A 16225-nucleotide genomic window follows, 5' to 3' on the forward strand; every position below is an offset into this window, starting at 1 on the left:
CGGCGGGTGCGGCGCGAAAGCCCGCACCCGCTTTGCTTGAAAGGCCTGCGATGCTGCGGCGCGTGATCCTTCCACTGATCTTCGGGATCGGCGGTTTCGCCGTGCTGATGGGGCTTGGCCTGTGGCAGCTTCAGCGCCTCGCCTGGAAAGAGGGCGTACTGGCCGAGATCGACGCCCGCATCGGCAGCGCCCCCGTCGCCCTGCCGGCGGCGCCGGACGCGGCCGCCGACCGCTATCTGCCGGTCGTGGTGCGCGGCGTCTTCGACGGGACCGAACTTCGGGTGCTGGCCTCGAGCCGTGACACCGGGGCGGCCTACCGCATGATCGCGGCCTTCGACACCGACGACGGACGGCGCGTCCTGATCGACCGGGGACTTCTGCCGGTCGAGACGCCGCCCGTGCCGATCGCGGGGCAGGCGGCGACGGTCGTGGGCAATCTTCACTGGCCCGACGAGATCGACAGCTACACCCCACCGCCCGACCTTTCCGCGAATCTGTGGTTCGCGCGGGACGTGCCGGCAATGGCCGAGGCGCTGGGCACCGAACCCGTCCTGGTCATCGCGCGGACGATCGACGGCCCCGATCTTGCGGCGCAGCCCCTTCCGGTCGACACGCGCGATATCCCCAACAACCACCTCGGCTACGCCGTCCAGTGGTTTGGCATGGCGCTTGTCTGGGCGGGGATGACAGTCTTTCTGCTCTGGCGTATCAGGCGGCGAACGAACTGAAGGAAACGTGATGCGGTACGTGTCGACCCGGGGCAAGGCGCCGGCGCTGAGTTTCGAGGAAGCCATGCTGACGGGCCTTGCCCGCGACGGCGGCCTCTACGTCCCCGAGACGATTCCGACGATGTCCGCGGCCGATATCGCCGCGCTGGCAGGCCTTGGCTACGAGGATGCGGCCTTCCGCGTCATGCGACCCTTCATCGGCGACAGCTTCACCGATGGCCAGCTGAACGAGATCATCGCCAAGGCCTATGCCCCCTTCGGCCACGCGGCCCGCGCGCCGCTGGTGCAGACCGGGCCGAACCAGTTCCTGCTCGAGCTGTTCCACGGGCCCACGCTGGCCTTCAAGGACTTCGCGATGCAGCTCATCGGGCAGCTTTTCCAAGCGGCGCTGAGCCGGCGGGGCGAGCGGGTGACGATCGTCGGCGCGACCAGCGGAGACACCGGATCGGCCGCGATCGAAGCGTTCCGGGGGCTGGCGGCCGTCGACGTCTTCATCCTGTTCCCGCATGGCCGTGTGAGCGAGGTGCAGCGCCGCCAGATGACGACGCCGTCCGAACCCAATGTCCACGCGCTGGCGGTCGACGGTGACTTCGACGCCTGCCAGGGCCGGCTGAAGGACATGTTCAACGACTTCGACTTCCGTGACGGCGTGCGGCTTGCCGGCGTCAACTCGATCAACTGGGCGCGCATCCTTGCCCAGGTCGTCTATTACTTCACGGCCGCCGTGACGCTGGGCGCGCCCCACCGCGCAGTCAGCTTCACCGTGCCGACCGGCAACTTCGGCGACGTCTTCGCAGGCTACATCGCCCGGCGGATGGGCCTGCCGATCGACCGGCTGGTGATCGCGACGAACCAGAACGACATCCTGCACCGTGCGTTGTCGACGGGCGAGTATCGGCAGGCCGGGGTCGCGCCCTCGATCAGCCCCTCGATGGACATTCAGGTCGCCTCGAACTTCGAACGCGCGCTCTATGACGCCTACGGGCGCGATGCGAACGCCGTGACGCAACTGATGGACGAACTGAAGACCAACCGGGGCTTCACGATTAGCCAGGGCGCGCTCGAGGCCCTGCGCGAGGTGTTTTCGTCCGGGCGCGCCTCGGAGGCCGAGACGAAGGCCACGATCGCCGAGGCGTTCCATACCACGGGCGAGGTGCTTTGCCCGCATACCGCCGTCGGCGTCAAGGTCGCGCGCGCGGCTGCCGTGGACGAGATTCCGATGGTCACGCTGGCCACCGCGCACCCCGCGAAGTTCCCCGACGCCGTCGAAGCCGCCATCGGGCTGCGGCCCGCCCTTCCATCCCGGATGGCGGACCTGTATGACCGGCCCGAGAGGGTCACCCGTGTCGCGGACGATCTGGCCGCGATCGAGGGCGTGATAAGGGAGCGTCGCGCAGCGTGAGCGTTCAGATAGACAGCCTGCCCAATGGCGTCCGTGTCGTCACCGAGCGGATGGAGGGGCTTCAATCCGCCGCGATCGGGCTTTGGGTCAACGTCGGCGGCCGCCACGAACGGGTCGAGCAGAACGGCATCGCCCATTTCCTTGAACACATGGCCTTCAAGGGCACCGCGCGGCGCAACGCGCTTGAGATCGCGGAAGCCATCGAGGATGTCGGCGGGCACATCAACGCCTACACCAGCCGTGAGACGACGGCCTATTACGCCCGTGTTCTGGAAGCGGACGTGCCGCTTGCGCTTGACGTGGTGTCCGACATCGTCCTCAACCCGGTCTTCGATCCGCACGAGATCGAGGTCGAGCGCCACGTGATCCTGCAGGAGATCGGCCAGGCGCTCGATACGCCAGACGATATCGTCTTCGACTGGCTGCAGGAGGCCGCCTATCCCGGCCAGCCCATGGGGCGGTCGATCCTGGGTCCCGAGGATTGCGTAAGTCGGTTCACCCGCGACGACCTTGCCGCTTTCGTGGCCGAACGCTATGCGCCAGGCCAGATGATCCTGGCGGCCGCGGGCGCCGTCGACCATGACGCCATCGTGCGGCAGGCCGAAGGCATCTTCGGCCATCTGGCCCCGCGCGGCGGTGGCCTGATCGAGCCCGCGCGTTTCGCCGGCGGCGAGATCCGCCGCGACAAGCCGCTCGAGCAGGTGCATTTCACGCTGGCCTTCGAAAGCCCCGACTACCGCGACCCCGAGATCTATACGGCACAGATCTATGCCACGGCGTTGGGCGGGGGCATGTCGTCGCGTCTGTTCCAGGAAGCCCGGGAACGTCGGGGGCTGTGCTATTCGATCTTCGCGCAGGCCGGGGCCTATTCGGATTCCGGGATGATGACGATCTATGCCGGCACCAGCGGCGAGGATGCGCGCGGCCTGGTCGAGCTGACGATAGACGAACTCAAGCGTGCCGCCCTCGACCTGTCCGAACCCGAGGTCGCCCGTGCCCGCGCCCAGATGAAGGCCGGGCTGCTGATGGGGCTGGAAAGCCCCTCGTCGCGGGCCGAGCGGCTGGCGCGGCTTCTGGCGATCTGGGACCGTGTGCCGCCGTTGGAAGAGACGATCGCGCTGATCGACGGGGTCACCACCGCAGGCGTGCGCGACCACGCCGCCGCCATGGTGCGGTCGGGCCGCGCGGCGGTTGCGCTTTACGGTCCCGTCGGAACCACGCCCGACCTTTCGGAGATCACCGGAAGGCTTGCCGCCTGATGCTTGTCCGACGCCGGCGTGTCCGGATCGAGACCGCGCGGCTGACCCTGCGTCCGCCGGTTCATGCCGACTATCGTGCCTGGGCGGGCCTGCGCGAACAAAGCGCGGGCTTCCTTGTCCCATGGGAGCCGACCTGGTCGGCCGATCATCTTACGCGCAAGGCCTTCACCAACCGCGTCTACTGGGCGAACCGGTCGATCGCGACCGGGTCCGCGCTGCCGCTGTTTCTCGAACGGAGGTCCGACAAGGCGCTTCTGGGCGCGATCACGCTGGACAACATCCGTCGCGGCCCGGCGCAGGACGCGACCCTTGGCTACTGGATCGGCGAGCCCTTCGCGCGGCAGGGCTACATGCGCGAGGCCATCGCGGCGCTGGTGCATCATGCCTTCGAAACGCTCGACCTGTCGCGAATACAGGCCGCCTGCCTGCCCGAGAACAAGGCCTCGCGCGGGGTGCTCGAGAAATGCGGCTTCAAGTACGAGGGGGTCGCGCAAAGCTATCTTCAGATCAACGGGCGCTGGCGCAACCACGTGCTCTATTCGAACCTGCGCGGCGACCGGCGCGGCAAGACGCAGGCGGGGTAGGGCACGCGCGCGCCGTTGTCTTTCGCACGTTCCTCCGGCAGGCTCTCGGCCCATGCCACGGTCAGGGGAGCCCCAGGAATGTATCTGCCCGCCCATTTCGAAGAGGTTCGCCCCGAGGAAATCGCCGCGGTCATCGAAGCGGCGCCCTTGGCCTGCATCGTCGCGCAGACGGGCGAGGGGCTGGTCGCGAACCATGTGCCGCTTCTGGCCGCGCCCGATGGCACGCTGATCGGCCATGTGGCGCTGGCGAACGACATGCACCGGCTGATCCCCGACGGAGAGGAGGTTCTGGCGATCTTCCGCGGCGAGGATGCCTATGTTTCGCCGAACTTCTACCCCAGCAAGCCCGAGCATCATCGCCACGTGCCCACCTGGAACTATCAGGTGGTTCACATCCACGGCGCGATCACCTTTCAGCACGACGCCCACGCCAAGCGCGCGGCGGTCGGCCTTCTGACCCGCACGCACGAGCGTCGGCTGAACGGGGCGCAGGCCTGGAGGATGGCGGACGCCCCGCCCGACTACATGGACCAGATGCTGGGCAACATCGTCGCCTTCCGCATCGCGCCCAGGCGGACGCTGGCCAAGTCGAAGCTCAGCCAGAACCGCGAGGAGCGCGACTATCGCGGCGCAATCGACGGCCTGCGCGCCAGCGGGCACGCGACGATGGCACGCCGCATGGCGCAGCGATTGCCCGATGCCGAGTGACCGGCACGGTCCCCCTGTTCTTCGCCAAATCCGCGCTATCTTCCCTGCCATGACGCCGTTCCGCGCCCTTGTCGCGGTCGCCGCGCTGGTCATGGCCTTTCCCGCCGCCGCGCAGGACCGCCGCCCGAGCCACTGCATCGCCATCGCCGATGCAGCGCCGGGGATCGAGTATCTGCACAAGGCCAGTTTCCGGGAACCGCCCGCCGACGAGTTCACCGTGCGGATCAGCTATGTCGACCACGCGATGTTCCTCATCCAGAGCGCGGGCGGGCTGTCGGCCGTGACCGATTATTCGGGGTTCATCGGACCTGTCGATTTCGTGCCCGACGTGGTCACCATGAACAACGCCCACTCGACCCACTGGACCAGCGTCCCCGACCCGCGAATCCCCCATGTCCTGCCGGGCTGGGCCGACTTCGGCGCGGCCGCCGATCACGCGCTTGATCTTGACGAAATGTACGTTCGCAACGTGCCCACCGACGTGCGGTCGGGCTTCGGCGACGGCGTGCGCGAGAACGGCAACTCGATCTTCGTGTTCGAGGTCGCCGGCCTGTGCATCGGGCACCTGGGACACTTGCACCACGAACCGGACGATGCGCAGTACGCCGCCCTTGGACGCCTCGACGTGGTCATGGCGGCGGTCGATGGCGGGCTGACGCTTGACCTGCCCACCATGATCCGCGTGCTCGACCGGCTGCGGTCGTCTGTGGTGATCCCGATGCACTGGTTCGGACCATCCTCGCTCGAGCGGTTCCTGTCCGGGATGGCGGCCGAGGGCTTCGTGGTCGAGCGCGATCTGGGCACCTCGATCGAGGTGTCGCTGCGCACGTTGCCGTCGCAGCCCACGGTCATGGTGCTCCAGCCGCGCTATCTGGCCGACGACTGAGCCTTGCAGGCGACCCGGGCGCACTGTTTGATGGCGCCATGCTGAGGGATCTTTCCCCCGCTCTGTTGGCCGAACTGGGCGCGCGTCTGCGCGATGACACGCTGCGCCCGGTCGAGCCCCGATATCTGGAAGAGCCGCGCGGACGTTACCACGGCCGCGCCGCCGCCGTTGCCGCGCCGCGCACGCCCGCCGAGGTCGCCGAGATCCTGCGCTTCGCCGGCGAGGCGCGCATCGCGGTCGTGCCCTATGGCGGGGGCACGGGTCTGGTCGCCGGCCAGATCGCCGAAGGCGGTCCTCTGCCGCTTCTGCTGTCGCTGGAACGGATGCGGGCGATCCGCACCGTCCACGCCGAGGAAGCCGTGCTGGTGGCCGAAGCCGGCGCCCCGGTTGCCACCGTGCAGGAGGCCGTGCGCGAGGCGGGGCTGCTTTTCCCCTTGTCCTACGGCTCGGAAGGGACGGCGCAGATCGGTGCGGCGCTGGCGGTGAATTCGGGCGGCACCGGCGTCCTGCGCTATGGCAACGCGCGCGAACTGTGCCTGGGCGTCGAGGCGGTGCTGCCCGACGGCAGCATCCACCACGGGCTGAAGCGGCTGCGCAAGGACAACACGGGCTACGATCTGAGGGGCCTTCTCATCGGGTCCGAGGGGACGCTTGGCGTCATCACCGCCGCCGCCCTGCGGCTGTTCCCGCGCCCCGAGCGTCAGGCGGCCGCACTTCTGTCGGTGGCCTCGCCCGAGGCGGCGCTGACGCTTCTGAACCGCGCGCGCGACCGGGTGGGCGAAGCCGTCTCGGCCTTCGAGTTGCTGTCCGGTACCGGCCTGCGCTTCCTGTCGGAAGCGGGCATGGCCGCGCGCTGGCCGCTGGCGGATGTGCCCGCCTGGGCGGTGCTGATCGACCTTGGCACCGGCGCCGGAAGCGATCCCGGCGCGGCGCTTGAAGCCCTCTTCGAAGCGGCGCTTGAGGACGGACTGGCGGTCGACGGGCTTCTGTCGCAGTCCGAGGCGCAGCGTGCCGCCTTCTGGACCCTGCGCGAGGCCATTCCCGAAGCGAATCGCAAGATCGGCGCGGTCGCCTCGCACGACATCTCTCTCCCGCTGGGCGAGATCGCGCGCTTCATCGCCGAGACGACACCGGCGATCGAGGCGATGGGGGCCCTTCGCGTCAACACCTTCGGCCATCTTGGAGACGGCAACCTGCACTTCAACGTCTTCCCCGCATCCGGCCGCCGGCGGGAGGAGTTCGACGACCTCCGCGCCGCGGTGACCGAGGTCATCCACGCCCGCACCGTCGCATTGGGTGGGTCGTTCAGCGCCGAGCACGGCATCGGCCGGCTCAAGGTCGGTGATCTCGAACGCTGGGGCGACCCCGCGAAACTGGCCGCCATGCGGGCGATCAAGGCCGCGCTCGATCCGTACGGCATCATGAATCCCGGCGCGGTCCTGCGCCTGCGCTGACTCTATTTCGATGAATGCCGAAATAGTCTTGTCGGAAATCCGTCGCCGTGCGATCCCGCGCACATGGATCTTGACGCCCTTGCCCTTCGCCTTGCTGCACTGGGAAATCCGACCCGCCTTGCCGCCTTCCGGGCACTGGTCCGCGCGGGCCCGGCCGGGCTTGCCACCGGGGCGCTTCAGGCGCGTCTGGGCCTGCCGGCCTCGACGTTGACGCATCACCTTGCGCATCTTCTGAAGGTCGGCCTTGTCACGCAGGAACGGCACGGCACGACGCTGATCTGTCGGGCCGATTTCGAGGGCATCGACGCCGTCGTTACAAGCCTCCGGTCCGAGTGCTGCGCCGACATGGGGCAGTCCGAGTGAACCCCGTCCTTGCGCTGGGCCTCACGCAGATCATCGGCTACGGCGCGCTTTACTATGCCTTCCCGATCCTCGCACCCGCGGTCGCCCAGACCTTCGGCCGGCCCGAGGCGCATCTTTACGCCGTCTTTTCCGCGGGTCTGCTTGTCGGTGGCTTCGCGGCGGTCGAGGCGGGGCGTCTGATGGACCGGATCGGCGCGCCGCGCCTGATGGCGGCGGGAAGCCTTCTGGCGGCCGCCTGCCTGTGGCTTATGGCAGCGGCGCCCAGCTTTGCGGTCTGGGCCGTCGCCGTGATCCTGACCGAGGTCGTGGCGGTCGCCGTCCTCTACGACGCGGCGTTCGCGGCGCTTGCACAACTGCGCGGGGCGGGCGCGCGGCGGGCGATCACCCGGCTGACGCTGATCGCCGGCTTCGCGTCGACCGTCTTCTGGCCGCTTGCGGCCTGGCTCGACGCGGCGGTGGGCTGGCGCGCGACCTACGCGATCTTCGGCACGCTGCACCTCACGATTGGCGCGGGCCTGCACCTGTGGCTTGTCCGCCAATCGCCACTGGTGGGTGACGGCCCCCTCCCGCAGCGGCCGGTCCCCGAGGCCGTGCCGCTGCCGCCTGCCGAGGTCGATCACGCCTTCCGCGCCGTCGCCGTCAGCTTCGCGCTGTCCGGGGCGCTGGTGTCGGCCTTCGGGGTGCACATGGTGCCAGTCCTTGCCGCGTCCGGGTTGGCCGGTCAGGCGACGCTGGCGGCGATGCTGGTCGGGCCGGCGCAGGTGGGGATCCGACTGGTCGACGCGCTGTTCTTCGGCCGGCTTCACCCGCTGACGGTGGCCGCGATCTCGGCGGCGGCCCTGCCGCTGTCGGCGGTGGGCCTGATCGCAGGGGCGCCGGTCTGGCTGGCCGGCATCCTCTTTGCGTCGCTTTTCGGGGTGGGGCAGGGGCTTGCCAGCATCGTGCGCGGCACGGTGCCGCTGGCGCTGTTCGGGCGGGCGGGATACGGCGCGCGGCTTGGTCGGCTGGCGCTGGTGCGCACCATCGCCTCGGCCGGCGCGCCCTTCGCCTTCGCGGCTGCCGGGGCGTCGCTGGGATGGACGGGCGCACTTTGGCTTTTCGCGCTTCTCGGGGTGGTGGCGGCGGTGCCGCTTGTTCACCTTCGGGCCAGGCTGGCGTCGGCGGGCAGGCTGCGACCCTTGCGCTGAGCAAGGCGCCCCGCCGATCAGGGACCGGCAGGGCGATGATCACTCGTCACTCGCACGGAGGGGGCCGCGCTCAAACAGGCCCGATCCCGTCGGGCTTCGTGACGAATACGCGCGGAATGGTTAATGGGGGGTTCACGCGCCGTCGAACTCGCACAGGACGTGCACCTCCATCCCCATGGCTTCGAGATGACGCCGGCCGCCCAGCTCGGGCAGGTCGACGATGAAGGCGCAGCCCACGATCTGCGCGCCCAGCCGCTCCAGCAACCGGATGCCCGCCCCGGCGGTGCCACCGGTGGCCAGAAGGTCGTCGACCAGCAGCACCTTCTCGCCCGGCTGCACGGCGTCGTCATGGATTTCCATGATCGCCTCGCCGTATTCCAGCTGGTATTCCTCAGAGATCGTGGCCCCGGGCAGCTTGCCCTTCTTGCGGATCGGCACGAAGCCCACCGACAACTGGTGCGCGATGGCCCCGCCGATGATGAATCCCCGCGCCTCGAGCCCCGCGACCTTGTCGATCCGCTCGCCGGCATAGGGGTGCAGCATCTGGTCGATGCACATTCGGAAGCCGCGCGCATCGGCGAAAAGCGTGGTCACGTCGCGGAACATGATCCCCTCGTGGGGGAAATCCACGATCGTGCGGATATAGTCCTTCACGGCCTTGCGGGGGGCGCTGTCCTTCATCGTCGGGTCTCCGTGTCGGTGGTTGCGCGATCCGCGCGGCCTTGCATCACAAAACGCGCCCCGCCACCGCGTCGAGCTTGTCCAGAATCGCGGGGTCACGCCGGTCGGGCGCGGTGAGGATGGCATGGTCAAGGGCCCGGTCACAGCCGTGCGGGCAGGGCGCGCGGGCCGCACCCAGCACCGCTGGAAGGCGGGCCATAAGTGCGCGCGCCCGATCGGCGTTGCCCGTCATGGTGCGGATGATTTCGGCCACGTCGACCTCGCCGTGCTCGGGGTGCCAGCTGTCGTAGTCGGTGATCATCGCGACGCTGGCATAGCAAAGCTCGGCCTCGCGGGCGAGCTTGGCCTCGGGCATGTTGGTCATGCCGATCACGTCGGCGCCCCAGGACTCGCGGTACATGCGCGATTCCGCCAGCGTCGAGAACTGCGGACCCTCCATCGCAAGATAGGTGCCCGACCTGTGCACGCGGATGCCCTGGGCCATCGCGGCCTCGTGGCAGGCGGCCGACAGGCGCGCGCAGGTCGGATGCGCGACCGAGACATGGGCGACGCAGCCGGGACCGAAGAACGAGGATGCGCGTCCGACGGTGCGGTCGATGAACTGGTCGACCAACACGAAGTCGCCCGGCGCCATGTCCTCGCGGAACGACCCGCAGGCCGAGACCGAGACGACGTCGGTCACGCCAAGGCGCTTGAGCGCGTCGATGTTGGCGCGGTAGGGGACGGAACTTGGTGAATGGACATGCCCGCGCCCGTGCCGCGGCAGGAAGGCCATCGGCACGCCGTCAAGCGTCCCGGTCAGGATCTGGTCCGACGGGGCGCCCCAGGGGCTGTCGATGCGGCGCCAGCGGGCGTCTTCCAGACCCGCGATCTCGTAGACGCCCGATCCTCCGATCACGCCGATCATCGTTCTGCTCATGGACGGGGTCCTTCTGACACGGCTCGCCGCAGGGTTGCACGCCGAAGGGTTGTCCGGCGGCGCCCGGAAAGCAAGCCCCGGCGCAGGTCATCCGTCACTTCGGAAGTCGGTCGGCTTTCCGACGCACAAGGACGCTGCGCAGGTCGTGCATGGCCATCAGCAGTCGGTCGGTCAGCGCGTCGAGCTCGGCATCGGTCGCGCGGCTTTGCGCCCAGTGCGCGGCAAGGTTCAGCCGGTCGATCGTCGCCTCGATCTCGTCCGCCTCGCGGCGGGCAAGCGTGTCGCGGCGCGCCACGATCCAGTCGTCGATCGCGGTGCGGTCGACCTCGGTCAGCGTCCGCCCGCCCTGAGGCTTCACCTCACCGCTGCGCAGGTTGAGGCTGGCGATCGGCTCCATCTCGATCCGGCCAAGGCGGTTCTCGGTCGTCACGCGGAAGACCGTCGCGCCGTTTTCACGGATCCGAAAGAAATACGGGGGCAGGGCGATGCTCATGCCCCTTTGTCAGACGGGTCGGCCGGTGATTCAAGAGGCTGCGATGCAAGGGCTGCGATGCAAGGTCCGGGTCCGCGCGCGACGGACCCTTAGCCCCGGGGTTTTGCGCGCAGCGTGGGTGGGGCCGTCGTCGGGTCTTCGGGCCAGGGATGACGCGGGTAGCGGCCGCGCATCTCCTTGCGCACATCGGCGTAGGAGCTTGCCCAGAAGCCCGGCAGGTCCGTCGTGGTCTGAAGCGGTCGGCCCGCGGGGGACAGAAGCGTCACCTTCAAAGGCTGGCCCGCGACCGTCGGGTGGACGGTGGTGCCGAACATCTCTTGCAGGCGGACGGCGATCTCGGGCGTGCCAGCGGAATAGTCGATGGCGACCTCGCGCCCCAATGGGGTCGTGACGTGGCCGGGGGCCGCACGGTCGAGGGCCTGCAGCGCCGGCCAGTCGAGCATGGCGCGCAACGCCGGCAGCGCATCGAAGGCATCCCAGTCGGCGGCCGTGCGCAGGTTCGACAGATGCGGCAGCAGCCAGTCTTCAAGTCGGTCCAACAGGGCCGCATCCGACATGTCCGGCAGGTCGAGGCCCCCCGCCCGTGCTGCGGCAACGCGGGCGCGAAAGCGCTCGGCCGCCGGCGACAGGCGCAGGCCACGCTCGCGCACGCCGTCGAGCATCGCCAGGGCGACGGCTTCGGGCGGGGCCTCGGGCCAGGGCTGGTCGGCAAGGACGATCGCGCCCAGGCGTTCCTGCCGCCGCGCGACGACGCGGCGGTCGCGGTGCGACCAGGCGCAGGTCTCGACCCAGGCGATGGCGTCGCCTGCGACCGCGCGCAGGTCGGCTTCCGCGATGGGGGCGGCCAGCCGGATGCGCGCCTCGCGCGGGTGGCCGTCGGTGTCGGTGACGACGAGATAGGGTGCGGCAGCCAGCGGATCGGCGGGATCGAGCCGTGCGCCCTTGCCGCCCGAGGTGACGAAGCGGGGCTCGTCGCCCGGACGGCGTTGCGCGATGCGGTCGGGGTAAGCGAGCGCGGCCATCTGCGCGGGCGTGAAGCCCGCGTCGGGCCCCGTGACGGCCGAGGCAAGACGGCGCGCTTCGTCGCGGATCCGTCCCGCCGTCTCGCGCGACAGGGCAAGGCCCCGATCGCGGCCCTGCAGCGCCTCGAGCCGCGCCAAAAGATCGGCACCCGCCCCCGGCGCCGGATCGCGGTCGCCCAGAAGCGCGGCCAGCGGCGCGGCGGCGGGGCCGGCAAGGGCAAGCATGTGGGCCAGCCGGGGATGCAGCGGCAGGGCGGCGATCTGTCGGCCATGGGCGGTGATCGCACCCGTGGCGTCCAGCGCACCCACGCCCTTGAGAAGCTCCCGCGCCTCGGCCAGCGCCGCCTCGGGCGGCGGCGTGAGAAAGGCAAGGTCGGCCACCTCGCGCGTGCCCCAAAGCGCAAGGTCAAGGGCGAGGCCGGCAAGGTCTGCGGCCTCGATCTCGGCCGGCGGATAGGCGGCCAGCGCGCCCTCGGCGGCCTTCGGCCACATCCGGTAGCAGATGCCCGGCGCGACCCGCCCGGCACGGCCCCGGCGCTGGTCGGCCTCGGCGCGGGTCACGCGCTCGGTCACCAGGCGGCTCATGCCCGATCCCGGATCGAACCTCGCCCGCCGGGCGCGGCCGCAGTCGACGACAACGCGAATGTCCTCGATCGTGAGCGAGGTCTCGGCGATCGAGGTCGACAGCACCACCTTGCGGCCCGACGGCGCGGGGGCGATGGCGGCGCGCTGGCGCGCGAAAGGCAGGCTGCCGTGCAGGGGGCGGATCACGCAACCGTCCGGCAGCCGTCCCTCAAGCGACGCCGCGACGCGGGCGATCTCGGCGGCGCCGGGCAGAAAGACAAGGACGCCACCCTCGGTTTCGGCCACGGCAGCGGCCACAAGGCGCGCCGCCGTCATCTCGAACCGTTCACCTTGCGGGGGCGGGCCGGCCAGCCAGCGCGTCTCAACCGGATAGGCACGGCCCTCGGCCCGGACGATGGGCACCCCGCCCATCAGCGCCGCCACCGGCGCGGCGTCAAGCGTGGCGGACATCGCCAGCAAGATAAGGTCCTCGCGCAGCGCGCCCCGCACTTCGAGCGTCAGGGCAAGGCCAAGGTCGGCGGCCAGGGAACGTTCGTGGAACTCGTCGAAGATCACCGCGCCCACGCCGTCAAGCCCCGGGTCGGACTGAAGCATTCGGGTCAGGATGCCCTCGGTCACCACTTCGATCCGGGTCCCGCGCGAGACCCGGCTTTCGCCCCGCATCCGGTACCCCACGGTGTGGCCGACCGGCTGACCCAGGGCCTCGGCCATGCGTTCCGCGGCGGCGCGGGTGGCAAGGCGGCGCGGCTCCAGCATCAGGATGCGGCCCGGCGTCAGGCCGGCGTCAAGCAGCGCAAGGGGCACGCGCGTCGTCTTGCCGGCGCCGGGCGGCGCCTCGAGCACGGCGGCGCCGGCGCGCGAAAGCGCGTCGAGCAGCGCGGGAAGCGCCGGGTCGATGGGAAGCGGATCGGTGGTTGCTGCGGGCGTCACGGGGACCGGTTATCGCCGAACCATCGAGCCCCGGCCATAGGTGGTTTCCATGTCGACGCGCGTGGCATGCCATTTGCCGTCGCCCGCGGGCTCGTAGGTCAGCTGGAACGGGAAGACGGTGCGTTCGGCCATCTCGTCGGGCTTGAAGCCGCCGATGCGCCGGTATTCGGCGGTGCAACGGATCGTGTCGCCCTCGACCTTCGGCGCGCCAAGCGTGATGCGTGACCGGCGGATTCCGTCGAAGAGGTATTCGTCGACCTTGCAGACCGCGTCGCGCGGCTGGGCGCCGAGGACCGCATAGATCGCGGTCATCACGTCCAGCGTTCCGCCCTGCTTGGCCGGGTCGAGCGCCAGTTCGCTTTGCGGGCGCGGGGGATCGAGCTCGCGCCCCTGGGGCACGCCGCCGCGATAGGCCATGCGGGCCTTTCGCACCTCGCCGTTGTTGTTGCGCGCCTCTTCGTAAAGCGAGGGGCGGAAGTCCCGCCCCGAGATCACGCCGCGGGACTTGGCGTCATAGCTGACCGTGCGCAGACGCCCGATCAGGCCCGAGGTCTGAAGCTTTCCGGCCGCGCTGTAGCGGCCGCCCTGTTCGGCCCCCGAATAGCCAAGCTGCGCGGCCTTCACGCCGCGCAGGTAGATGTCGAAGATCCCCTGATCACTGCTCTGGGCCAGTGCTGCGAAGGGAAGCGCCGCGATCGCCGCGGCCAGAAGGACCCGTCGTGCCGTCGTCATCGTCGCCTGCCTCATGCGTCCGTTGCTCTGGACATATCATGGGGCTTATGGGCAAGTCTCTGGCCACGAAGTCAACTGCGCTGACATCTTCGTCAGCGGCGAACCGCCGGAAAGCCGTGAACGCCGTTACAGAGCTTGCAGAGAAGGTGATTGCGGGCGACCGGCGGGCGCTGGCGCGGGCGATCACGCTGATCGAAAGCGCCCGGTCAGACCACCGCGAGGATGCCGACCGGCTGCTCGAACGGCTGGCGGCCAGCGGGCGGCAGGCCCTGCGGGTCGGCCTTTCGGGCACACCCGGCGTGGGCAAGTCCACCTTCATCGAGTCCCTCGGCACGCGGCTGACCGGGCAGGGGTTGCGGGTTGCGGTTCTGGCGGTCGATCCGTCCTCCACACGCTCGGGCGGGTCGATCCTGGGTGACAAGACGCGGATGGAGCGTCTGTCGCGCGATCCGAACGCCTTCATCCGTCCTTCGCCCAGCCAGACCACACTGGGGGGCGTCGCGCGCCGCACGCGCGAGGCGGTCGCCGTCTGCGAGGCGGCGGGCTTCGACGTGGTGCTGATCGAGACGGTGGGCGTGGGTCAGTCCGAGACCATGGTCGCGGGCATGTCCGACGTCTTCGTGCTGCTTCTGGCCCCGGCGGGCGGGGACGAGCTTCAGGGCGTGAAGCGGGGCATCATGGAAATCGCCGACCTCATCCTTGTGAACAAGGCCGATGGCGAGCTTCTTCCGGCGGCGATGCGGACCTGCGCCGACTACGCCGGGGCGCTGCGGCTTCTGCGCAAGCGGCCCGAGGACCCGCCGGGCTTTCCCAAGGCGCTGGCGGTCTCGGCCCTGTCCGAGACCGGGCTTGACGCGGCGTGGGAGGCGATCACCGGGCTGGCCGAATGGCGGCGCGACGCCGGCGTCTGGGCGGCCCGGCGCGCGGCCCAGGCGCGGGCCTGGTTCGAGGACGAGGTGCGCCATGCCCTGTTGCAGGAGCTTGCGTCGGATCCCGCGACGCGCGCCGAGATGACGCGGCTTGGCGCGGCGGTCGAAGCCGGGACGGCCGCGCCGCGGGCGGCGGCGCGCGCGCTGCTCGAGACCCGGCGGCGGCGATAGGTCCGGGGTCAGGTCCGCTGCTTGATCAGTGTGGCCAGCGCCTCGCGGCCACGCCGTTCGGCACGGCGGATCCGGACGGCAGTGCTGAAGGCTTCCTGGAACGTCGGCGAGGCGACGCCGATGGATTTTGCCACCTTGTCGACGAGCTCGTCGTCGCCCGCCGCCTCGGCGGCGTCCAGCACATCGCGGGCAAGTTCGTCGGCGATGGTCTCGAGTAGCGTGCTCATGCGGTCGCGCCCTTGCTGTTCGATGTCTCTGGTGCGTATAGGGCGCTGCGGTCACCGGGGGCAAGCCGTCGGGTCGGCGATGGATCCGGGCCGGCGCCCACGCCGGGCCTTGCGCCTTGCCAAGCCTTGACTGCCCGGGCGATTCTGCCTAAGACCCCGCAACTGAATTTCGAGGCCCTGCACCGGGTGCGGGGCTTCGCCCGTTACAGACGAGGATGAAACCATGTCGCGCCGTTGCGAACTGACCGGTAAAGGGCCGATGACTGGCAACAACGTCAGCCACGCCAACAACAAGACGAAGCGGCGCTTCCTGCCGAACCTGACCGAGACCGCGCTGATGTCCGAAGCGCTTGGCCGGACCTTCAGGCTGCGTGTGTCGAACGCCGCGCTGCGCACGGTCGACCATACGGGCGGCCTCGACGCCTTCCTCGCCAAGGCGAAGGACGCCGACCTGTCGGCGAATGCGCTGAAGATCAAGAAAGAGATCGCGAAGGCCCAGGCCGCCGCCTGACGCTTTCGTCCGCTTCATTGCGCACGGCCCCGCCCGATCGGCGGGGCCGCTGCATTTTGCCGCTTGGACTTCCGCCACGGGTCGGGCAATAGCGGGCCGATGCCGAACGCTCTTCGTCTTTTCACGCTGACCGGCCTTGTGCTGGGGATGGTCGTCACCGCGCTGTCGGTCGGCCACGCCCGCGGGCAGGCGCGTGTCGCGGGCGAGGTGGTGCTTTGCATCGGCACGCAGGTCGTCACGGTGACGGTCGACGCGGATGGCCAGCCCGTCACGTCGGTCCAGACCTGCCCGGATGGCATTCTCAAGCTCGCCGCGCCGCTCGCGCCGCCCGTTGTGGTGGCCCGGCCTGCGGATATCGTATGCGCGGGCGTCGACCGGCCGGAAACCACCCTTGCCGCCTCCGTCGCGGTGATCGATTGGAAGGCCCGCGCACCGCCGCGCCTGGCCTGAGCTT

General features: G+C 69.9%; 18 protein-coding genes. 12 read left to right on the top strand and 6 right to left on the bottom strand.

The genetic code is table 11. The annotated features are described in order from the left end of the window. The first annotated feature begins 50 nt into the window (after nucleotides 1-50). From ACRDNQ_RS00980 to ACRDNQ_RS01020, 9 genes are all read left to right on the top strand, one after another. Nucleotides 51-728 carry an SURF1 family protein gene (locus ACRDNQ_RS00980; protein WP_431826750.1) on the top strand — a complete coding sequence of 226 codons (678 nt, stop codon included), beginning with the start codon at nucleotides 51-53 and terminating at the stop codon, nucleotides 726-728. A gap of 10 nt (nucleotides 729-738) precedes the next feature. Then, nucleotides 739-2130 carry a threonine synthase gene (gene thrC / locus ACRDNQ_RS00985; protein WP_431826751.1) on the top strand — a complete coding sequence of 464 codons (1392 nt, stop codon included), beginning with the start codon at nucleotides 739-741 and terminating at the stop codon, nucleotides 2128-2130. Continuing rightward, nucleotides 2127-3389, top strand: coding sequence for a M16 family metallopeptidase (locus ACRDNQ_RS00990; protein ID WP_431826752.1), 1263 nt, complete (start codon nucleotides 2127-2129; stop codon nucleotides 3387-3389). The genes thrC and ACRDNQ_RS00990 overlap by 4 nt, the downstream gene beginning before the upstream one ends. After that, nucleotides 3389-3973 (top strand): GNAT family N-acetyltransferase, encoded by a 585-nt coding sequence (locus tag ACRDNQ_RS00995; protein WP_431826753.1) that lies wholly within the window; start codon nucleotides 3389-3391, stop codon nucleotides 3971-3973. Before ACRDNQ_RS00990 ends, ACRDNQ_RS00995 begins: the two co-directional genes overlap by 1 nt. A gap of 78 nt (nucleotides 3974-4051) precedes the next feature. Continuing rightward, complete coding sequence (locus ACRDNQ_RS01000; protein WP_431826754.1) at nucleotides 4052-4681, top strand: FMN-binding negative transcriptional regulator; 630 nt, start codon at nucleotides 4052-4054, stop codon at nucleotides 4679-4681. A gap of 49 nt (nucleotides 4682-4730) precedes the next feature. Next, on the top strand, nucleotides 4731-5567 hold the full coding sequence (locus ACRDNQ_RS01005) for an MBL fold metallo-hydrolase (protein ID WP_431826755.1): 837 nt from the start codon (nucleotides 4731-4733) through the stop codon (nucleotides 5565-5567). Nucleotides 5568-5605: 38 nt separating this feature from the next. Beyond that, nucleotides 5606-7021, top strand: coding sequence for an FAD-binding oxidoreductase (locus ACRDNQ_RS01010; RefSeq protein ID WP_431826756.1), 1416 nt, complete (start codon nucleotides 5606-5608; stop codon nucleotides 7019-7021). A 63-nt stretch (nucleotides 7022-7084) separates the two neighbouring features. Beyond that, the gene (locus tag ACRDNQ_RS01015; protein WP_431826757.1) at nucleotides 7085-7384 is read left to right on the top strand and encodes an ArsR/SmtB family transcription factor; all 300 of its coding nucleotides are present in this window, start codon (nucleotides 7085-7087) and stop codon (nucleotides 7382-7384) included. After that, nucleotides 7381-8571, top strand: a complete 1191-nt coding sequence (locus tag ACRDNQ_RS01020) for an MFS transporter (RefSeq protein WP_431826758.1) — start codon at nucleotides 7381-7383, stop codon at nucleotides 8569-8571. Before ACRDNQ_RS01015 ends, ACRDNQ_RS01020 begins: the two co-directional genes overlap by 4 nt. 132 nt (nucleotides 8572-8703) lie before the next feature. Here ACRDNQ_RS01020 and ACRDNQ_RS01025 read toward each other — a convergent pair whose 3' ends face one another. From ACRDNQ_RS01025 to ACRDNQ_RS01045, 5 genes are all read right to left on the bottom strand, one after another. Further along, on the bottom strand, nucleotides 8704-9252 hold the full coding sequence (locus ACRDNQ_RS01025) for an adenine phosphoribosyltransferase (RefSeq protein WP_431826759.1): 549 nt from the start codon (nucleotides 9250-9252) through the stop codon (nucleotides 8704-8706). Between the two features lie 46 nt (nucleotides 9253-9298). Next, nucleotides 9299-10171, bottom strand: coding sequence for an S-methyl-5'-thioadenosine phosphorylase (locus ACRDNQ_RS01030; protein ID WP_431826760.1), 873 nt, complete (start codon nucleotides 10169-10171; stop codon nucleotides 9299-9301). Between the two features lie 94 nt (nucleotides 10172-10265). Next, nucleotides 10266-10664 (bottom strand): hypothetical protein, encoded by a 399-nt coding sequence (locus tag ACRDNQ_RS01035; RefSeq protein ID WP_431826761.1) that lies wholly within the window; start codon nucleotides 10662-10664, stop codon nucleotides 10266-10268. Between the two features lie 89 nt (nucleotides 10665-10753). Next, nucleotides 10754-13201: an ATP-dependent helicase HrpB gene (hrpB, locus tag ACRDNQ_RS01040; protein WP_431826762.1), complete on the bottom strand. Its 2448-nt coding sequence runs from the start codon at nucleotides 13199-13201 to the stop codon at nucleotides 10754-10756. 9 nt (nucleotides 13202-13210) lie between these two features. After that, nucleotides 13211-13933, bottom strand: a complete 723-nt coding sequence (locus ACRDNQ_RS01045; RefSeq protein ID WP_431826763.1) for a DUF3108 domain-containing protein — start codon at nucleotides 13931-13933, stop codon at nucleotides 13211-13213. Nucleotides 13934-14049: 116 nt separating this feature from the next. On the opposite strand from ACRDNQ_RS01045, the gene meaB reads away from it, so the two are divergent. Beyond that, entirely contained in the window at nucleotides 14050-15033 is a 984-nt protein-coding gene (gene meaB, locus ACRDNQ_RS01050; RefSeq protein WP_431826764.1) for a methylmalonyl Co-A mutase-associated GTPase MeaB, read from the top strand. An 8-nt stretch (nucleotides 15034-15041) separates the two neighbouring features. Here the strand turns inward: meaB and ACRDNQ_RS01055 are convergent, their stop codons facing one another. Further along, nucleotides 15042-15260 (bottom strand): hypothetical protein, encoded by a 219-nt coding sequence (locus ACRDNQ_RS01055; RefSeq protein ID WP_431826765.1) that lies wholly within the window; start codon nucleotides 15258-15260, stop codon nucleotides 15042-15044. A 223-nt stretch (nucleotides 15261-15483) separates the two neighbouring features. Between ACRDNQ_RS01055 and rpmB the strand changes: the two genes are divergently transcribed. Together rpmB and ACRDNQ_RS01065 are read left to right on the top strand one after the other, a co-directional pair. Beyond that, nucleotides 15484-15771, top strand: coding sequence for a 50S ribosomal protein L28 (gene rpmB / locus ACRDNQ_RS01060; RefSeq protein WP_431826766.1), 288 nt, complete (start codon nucleotides 15484-15486; stop codon nucleotides 15769-15771). Nucleotides 15772-15870: 99 nt separating this feature from the next. After that, on the top strand, nucleotides 15871-16221 hold the full coding sequence (locus ACRDNQ_RS01065; protein ID WP_431826767.1) for a hypothetical protein: 351 nt from the start codon (nucleotides 15871-15873) through the stop codon (nucleotides 16219-16221). Nucleotides 16222-16225: the final 4 nt, after the last annotated feature.

It is taken from the genome of Saliniferula longa (genome assembly GCF_050789285.1).
Taxonomy (GTDB): domain Bacteria; phylum Pseudomonadota; class Alphaproteobacteria; order Rhodobacterales; family Rhodobacteraceae; genus CAVPWP01.

What these genes read in the sequence shown, in the direction of transcription:
- ACRDNQ_RS00980 (WP_431826750.1), top strand. Translation starts at nt 51, where the DNA reads ATGCTGCGGCGCGTGATCCTTCCACTGATCTTCGGGATCGGCGGTTTC.
- thrC (WP_431826751.1), top strand. Translation starts at nt 739, where the DNA reads ATGCGGTACGTGTCGACCCGGGGCAAGGCGCCGGCGCTGAGTTTCGAG.
- ACRDNQ_RS00995 (WP_431826753.1), top strand. Translation starts at nt 3,389, where the DNA reads ATGCTTGTCCGACGCCGGCGTGTCCGGATCGAGACCGCGCGGCTGACC.
- ACRDNQ_RS01000 (WP_431826754.1), top strand. Translation starts at nt 4,052, where the DNA reads ATGTATCTGCCCGCCCATTTCGAAGAGGTTCGCCCCGAGGAAATCGCC.
- ACRDNQ_RS01005 (WP_431826755.1), top strand. Translation starts at nt 4,731, where the DNA reads ATGACGCCGTTCCGCGCCCTTGTCGCGGTCGCCGCGCTGGTCATGGCC.
- ACRDNQ_RS01010 (WP_431826756.1), top strand. Translation starts at nt 5,606, where the DNA reads ATGCTGAGGGATCTTTCCCCCGCTCTGTTGGCCGAACTGGGCGCGCGT.
- ACRDNQ_RS01015 (WP_431826757.1), top strand. Translation starts at nt 7,085, where the DNA reads ATGGATCTTGACGCCCTTGCCCTTCGCCTTGCTGCACTGGGAAATCCG.
- ACRDNQ_RS01025 (WP_431826759.1), bottom strand. Translation starts at nt 9,252, where the DNA reads ATGAAGGACAGCGCCCCCCGCAAGGCCGTGAAGGACTATATCCGCACG.
- ACRDNQ_RS01030 (WP_431826760.1), bottom strand. Translation starts at nt 10,171, where the DNA reads ATGAGCAGAACGATGATCGGCGTGATCGGAGGATCGGGCGTCTACGAG.
- ACRDNQ_RS01035 (WP_431826761.1), bottom strand. Translation starts at nt 10,664, where the DNA reads ATGAGCATCGCCCTGCCCCCGTATTTCTTTCGGATCCGTGAAAACGGC.
- ACRDNQ_RS01045 (WP_431826763.1), bottom strand. Translation starts at nt 13,933, where the DNA reads ATGACGACGGCACGACGGGTCCTTCTGGCCGCGGCGATCGCGGCGCTT.
- ACRDNQ_RS01055 (WP_431826765.1), bottom strand. Translation starts at nt 15,260, where the DNA reads ATGAGCACGCTACTCGAGACCATCGCCGACGAACTTGCCCGCGATGTG.
- rpmB (WP_431826766.1), top strand. Translation starts at nt 15,484, where the DNA reads ATGTCGCGCCGTTGCGAACTGACCGGTAAAGGGCCGATGACTGGCAAC.
- ACRDNQ_RS01065 (WP_431826767.1), top strand. Translation starts at nt 15,871, where the DNA reads ATGCCGAACGCTCTTCGTCTTTTCACGCTGACCGGCCTTGTGCTGGGG.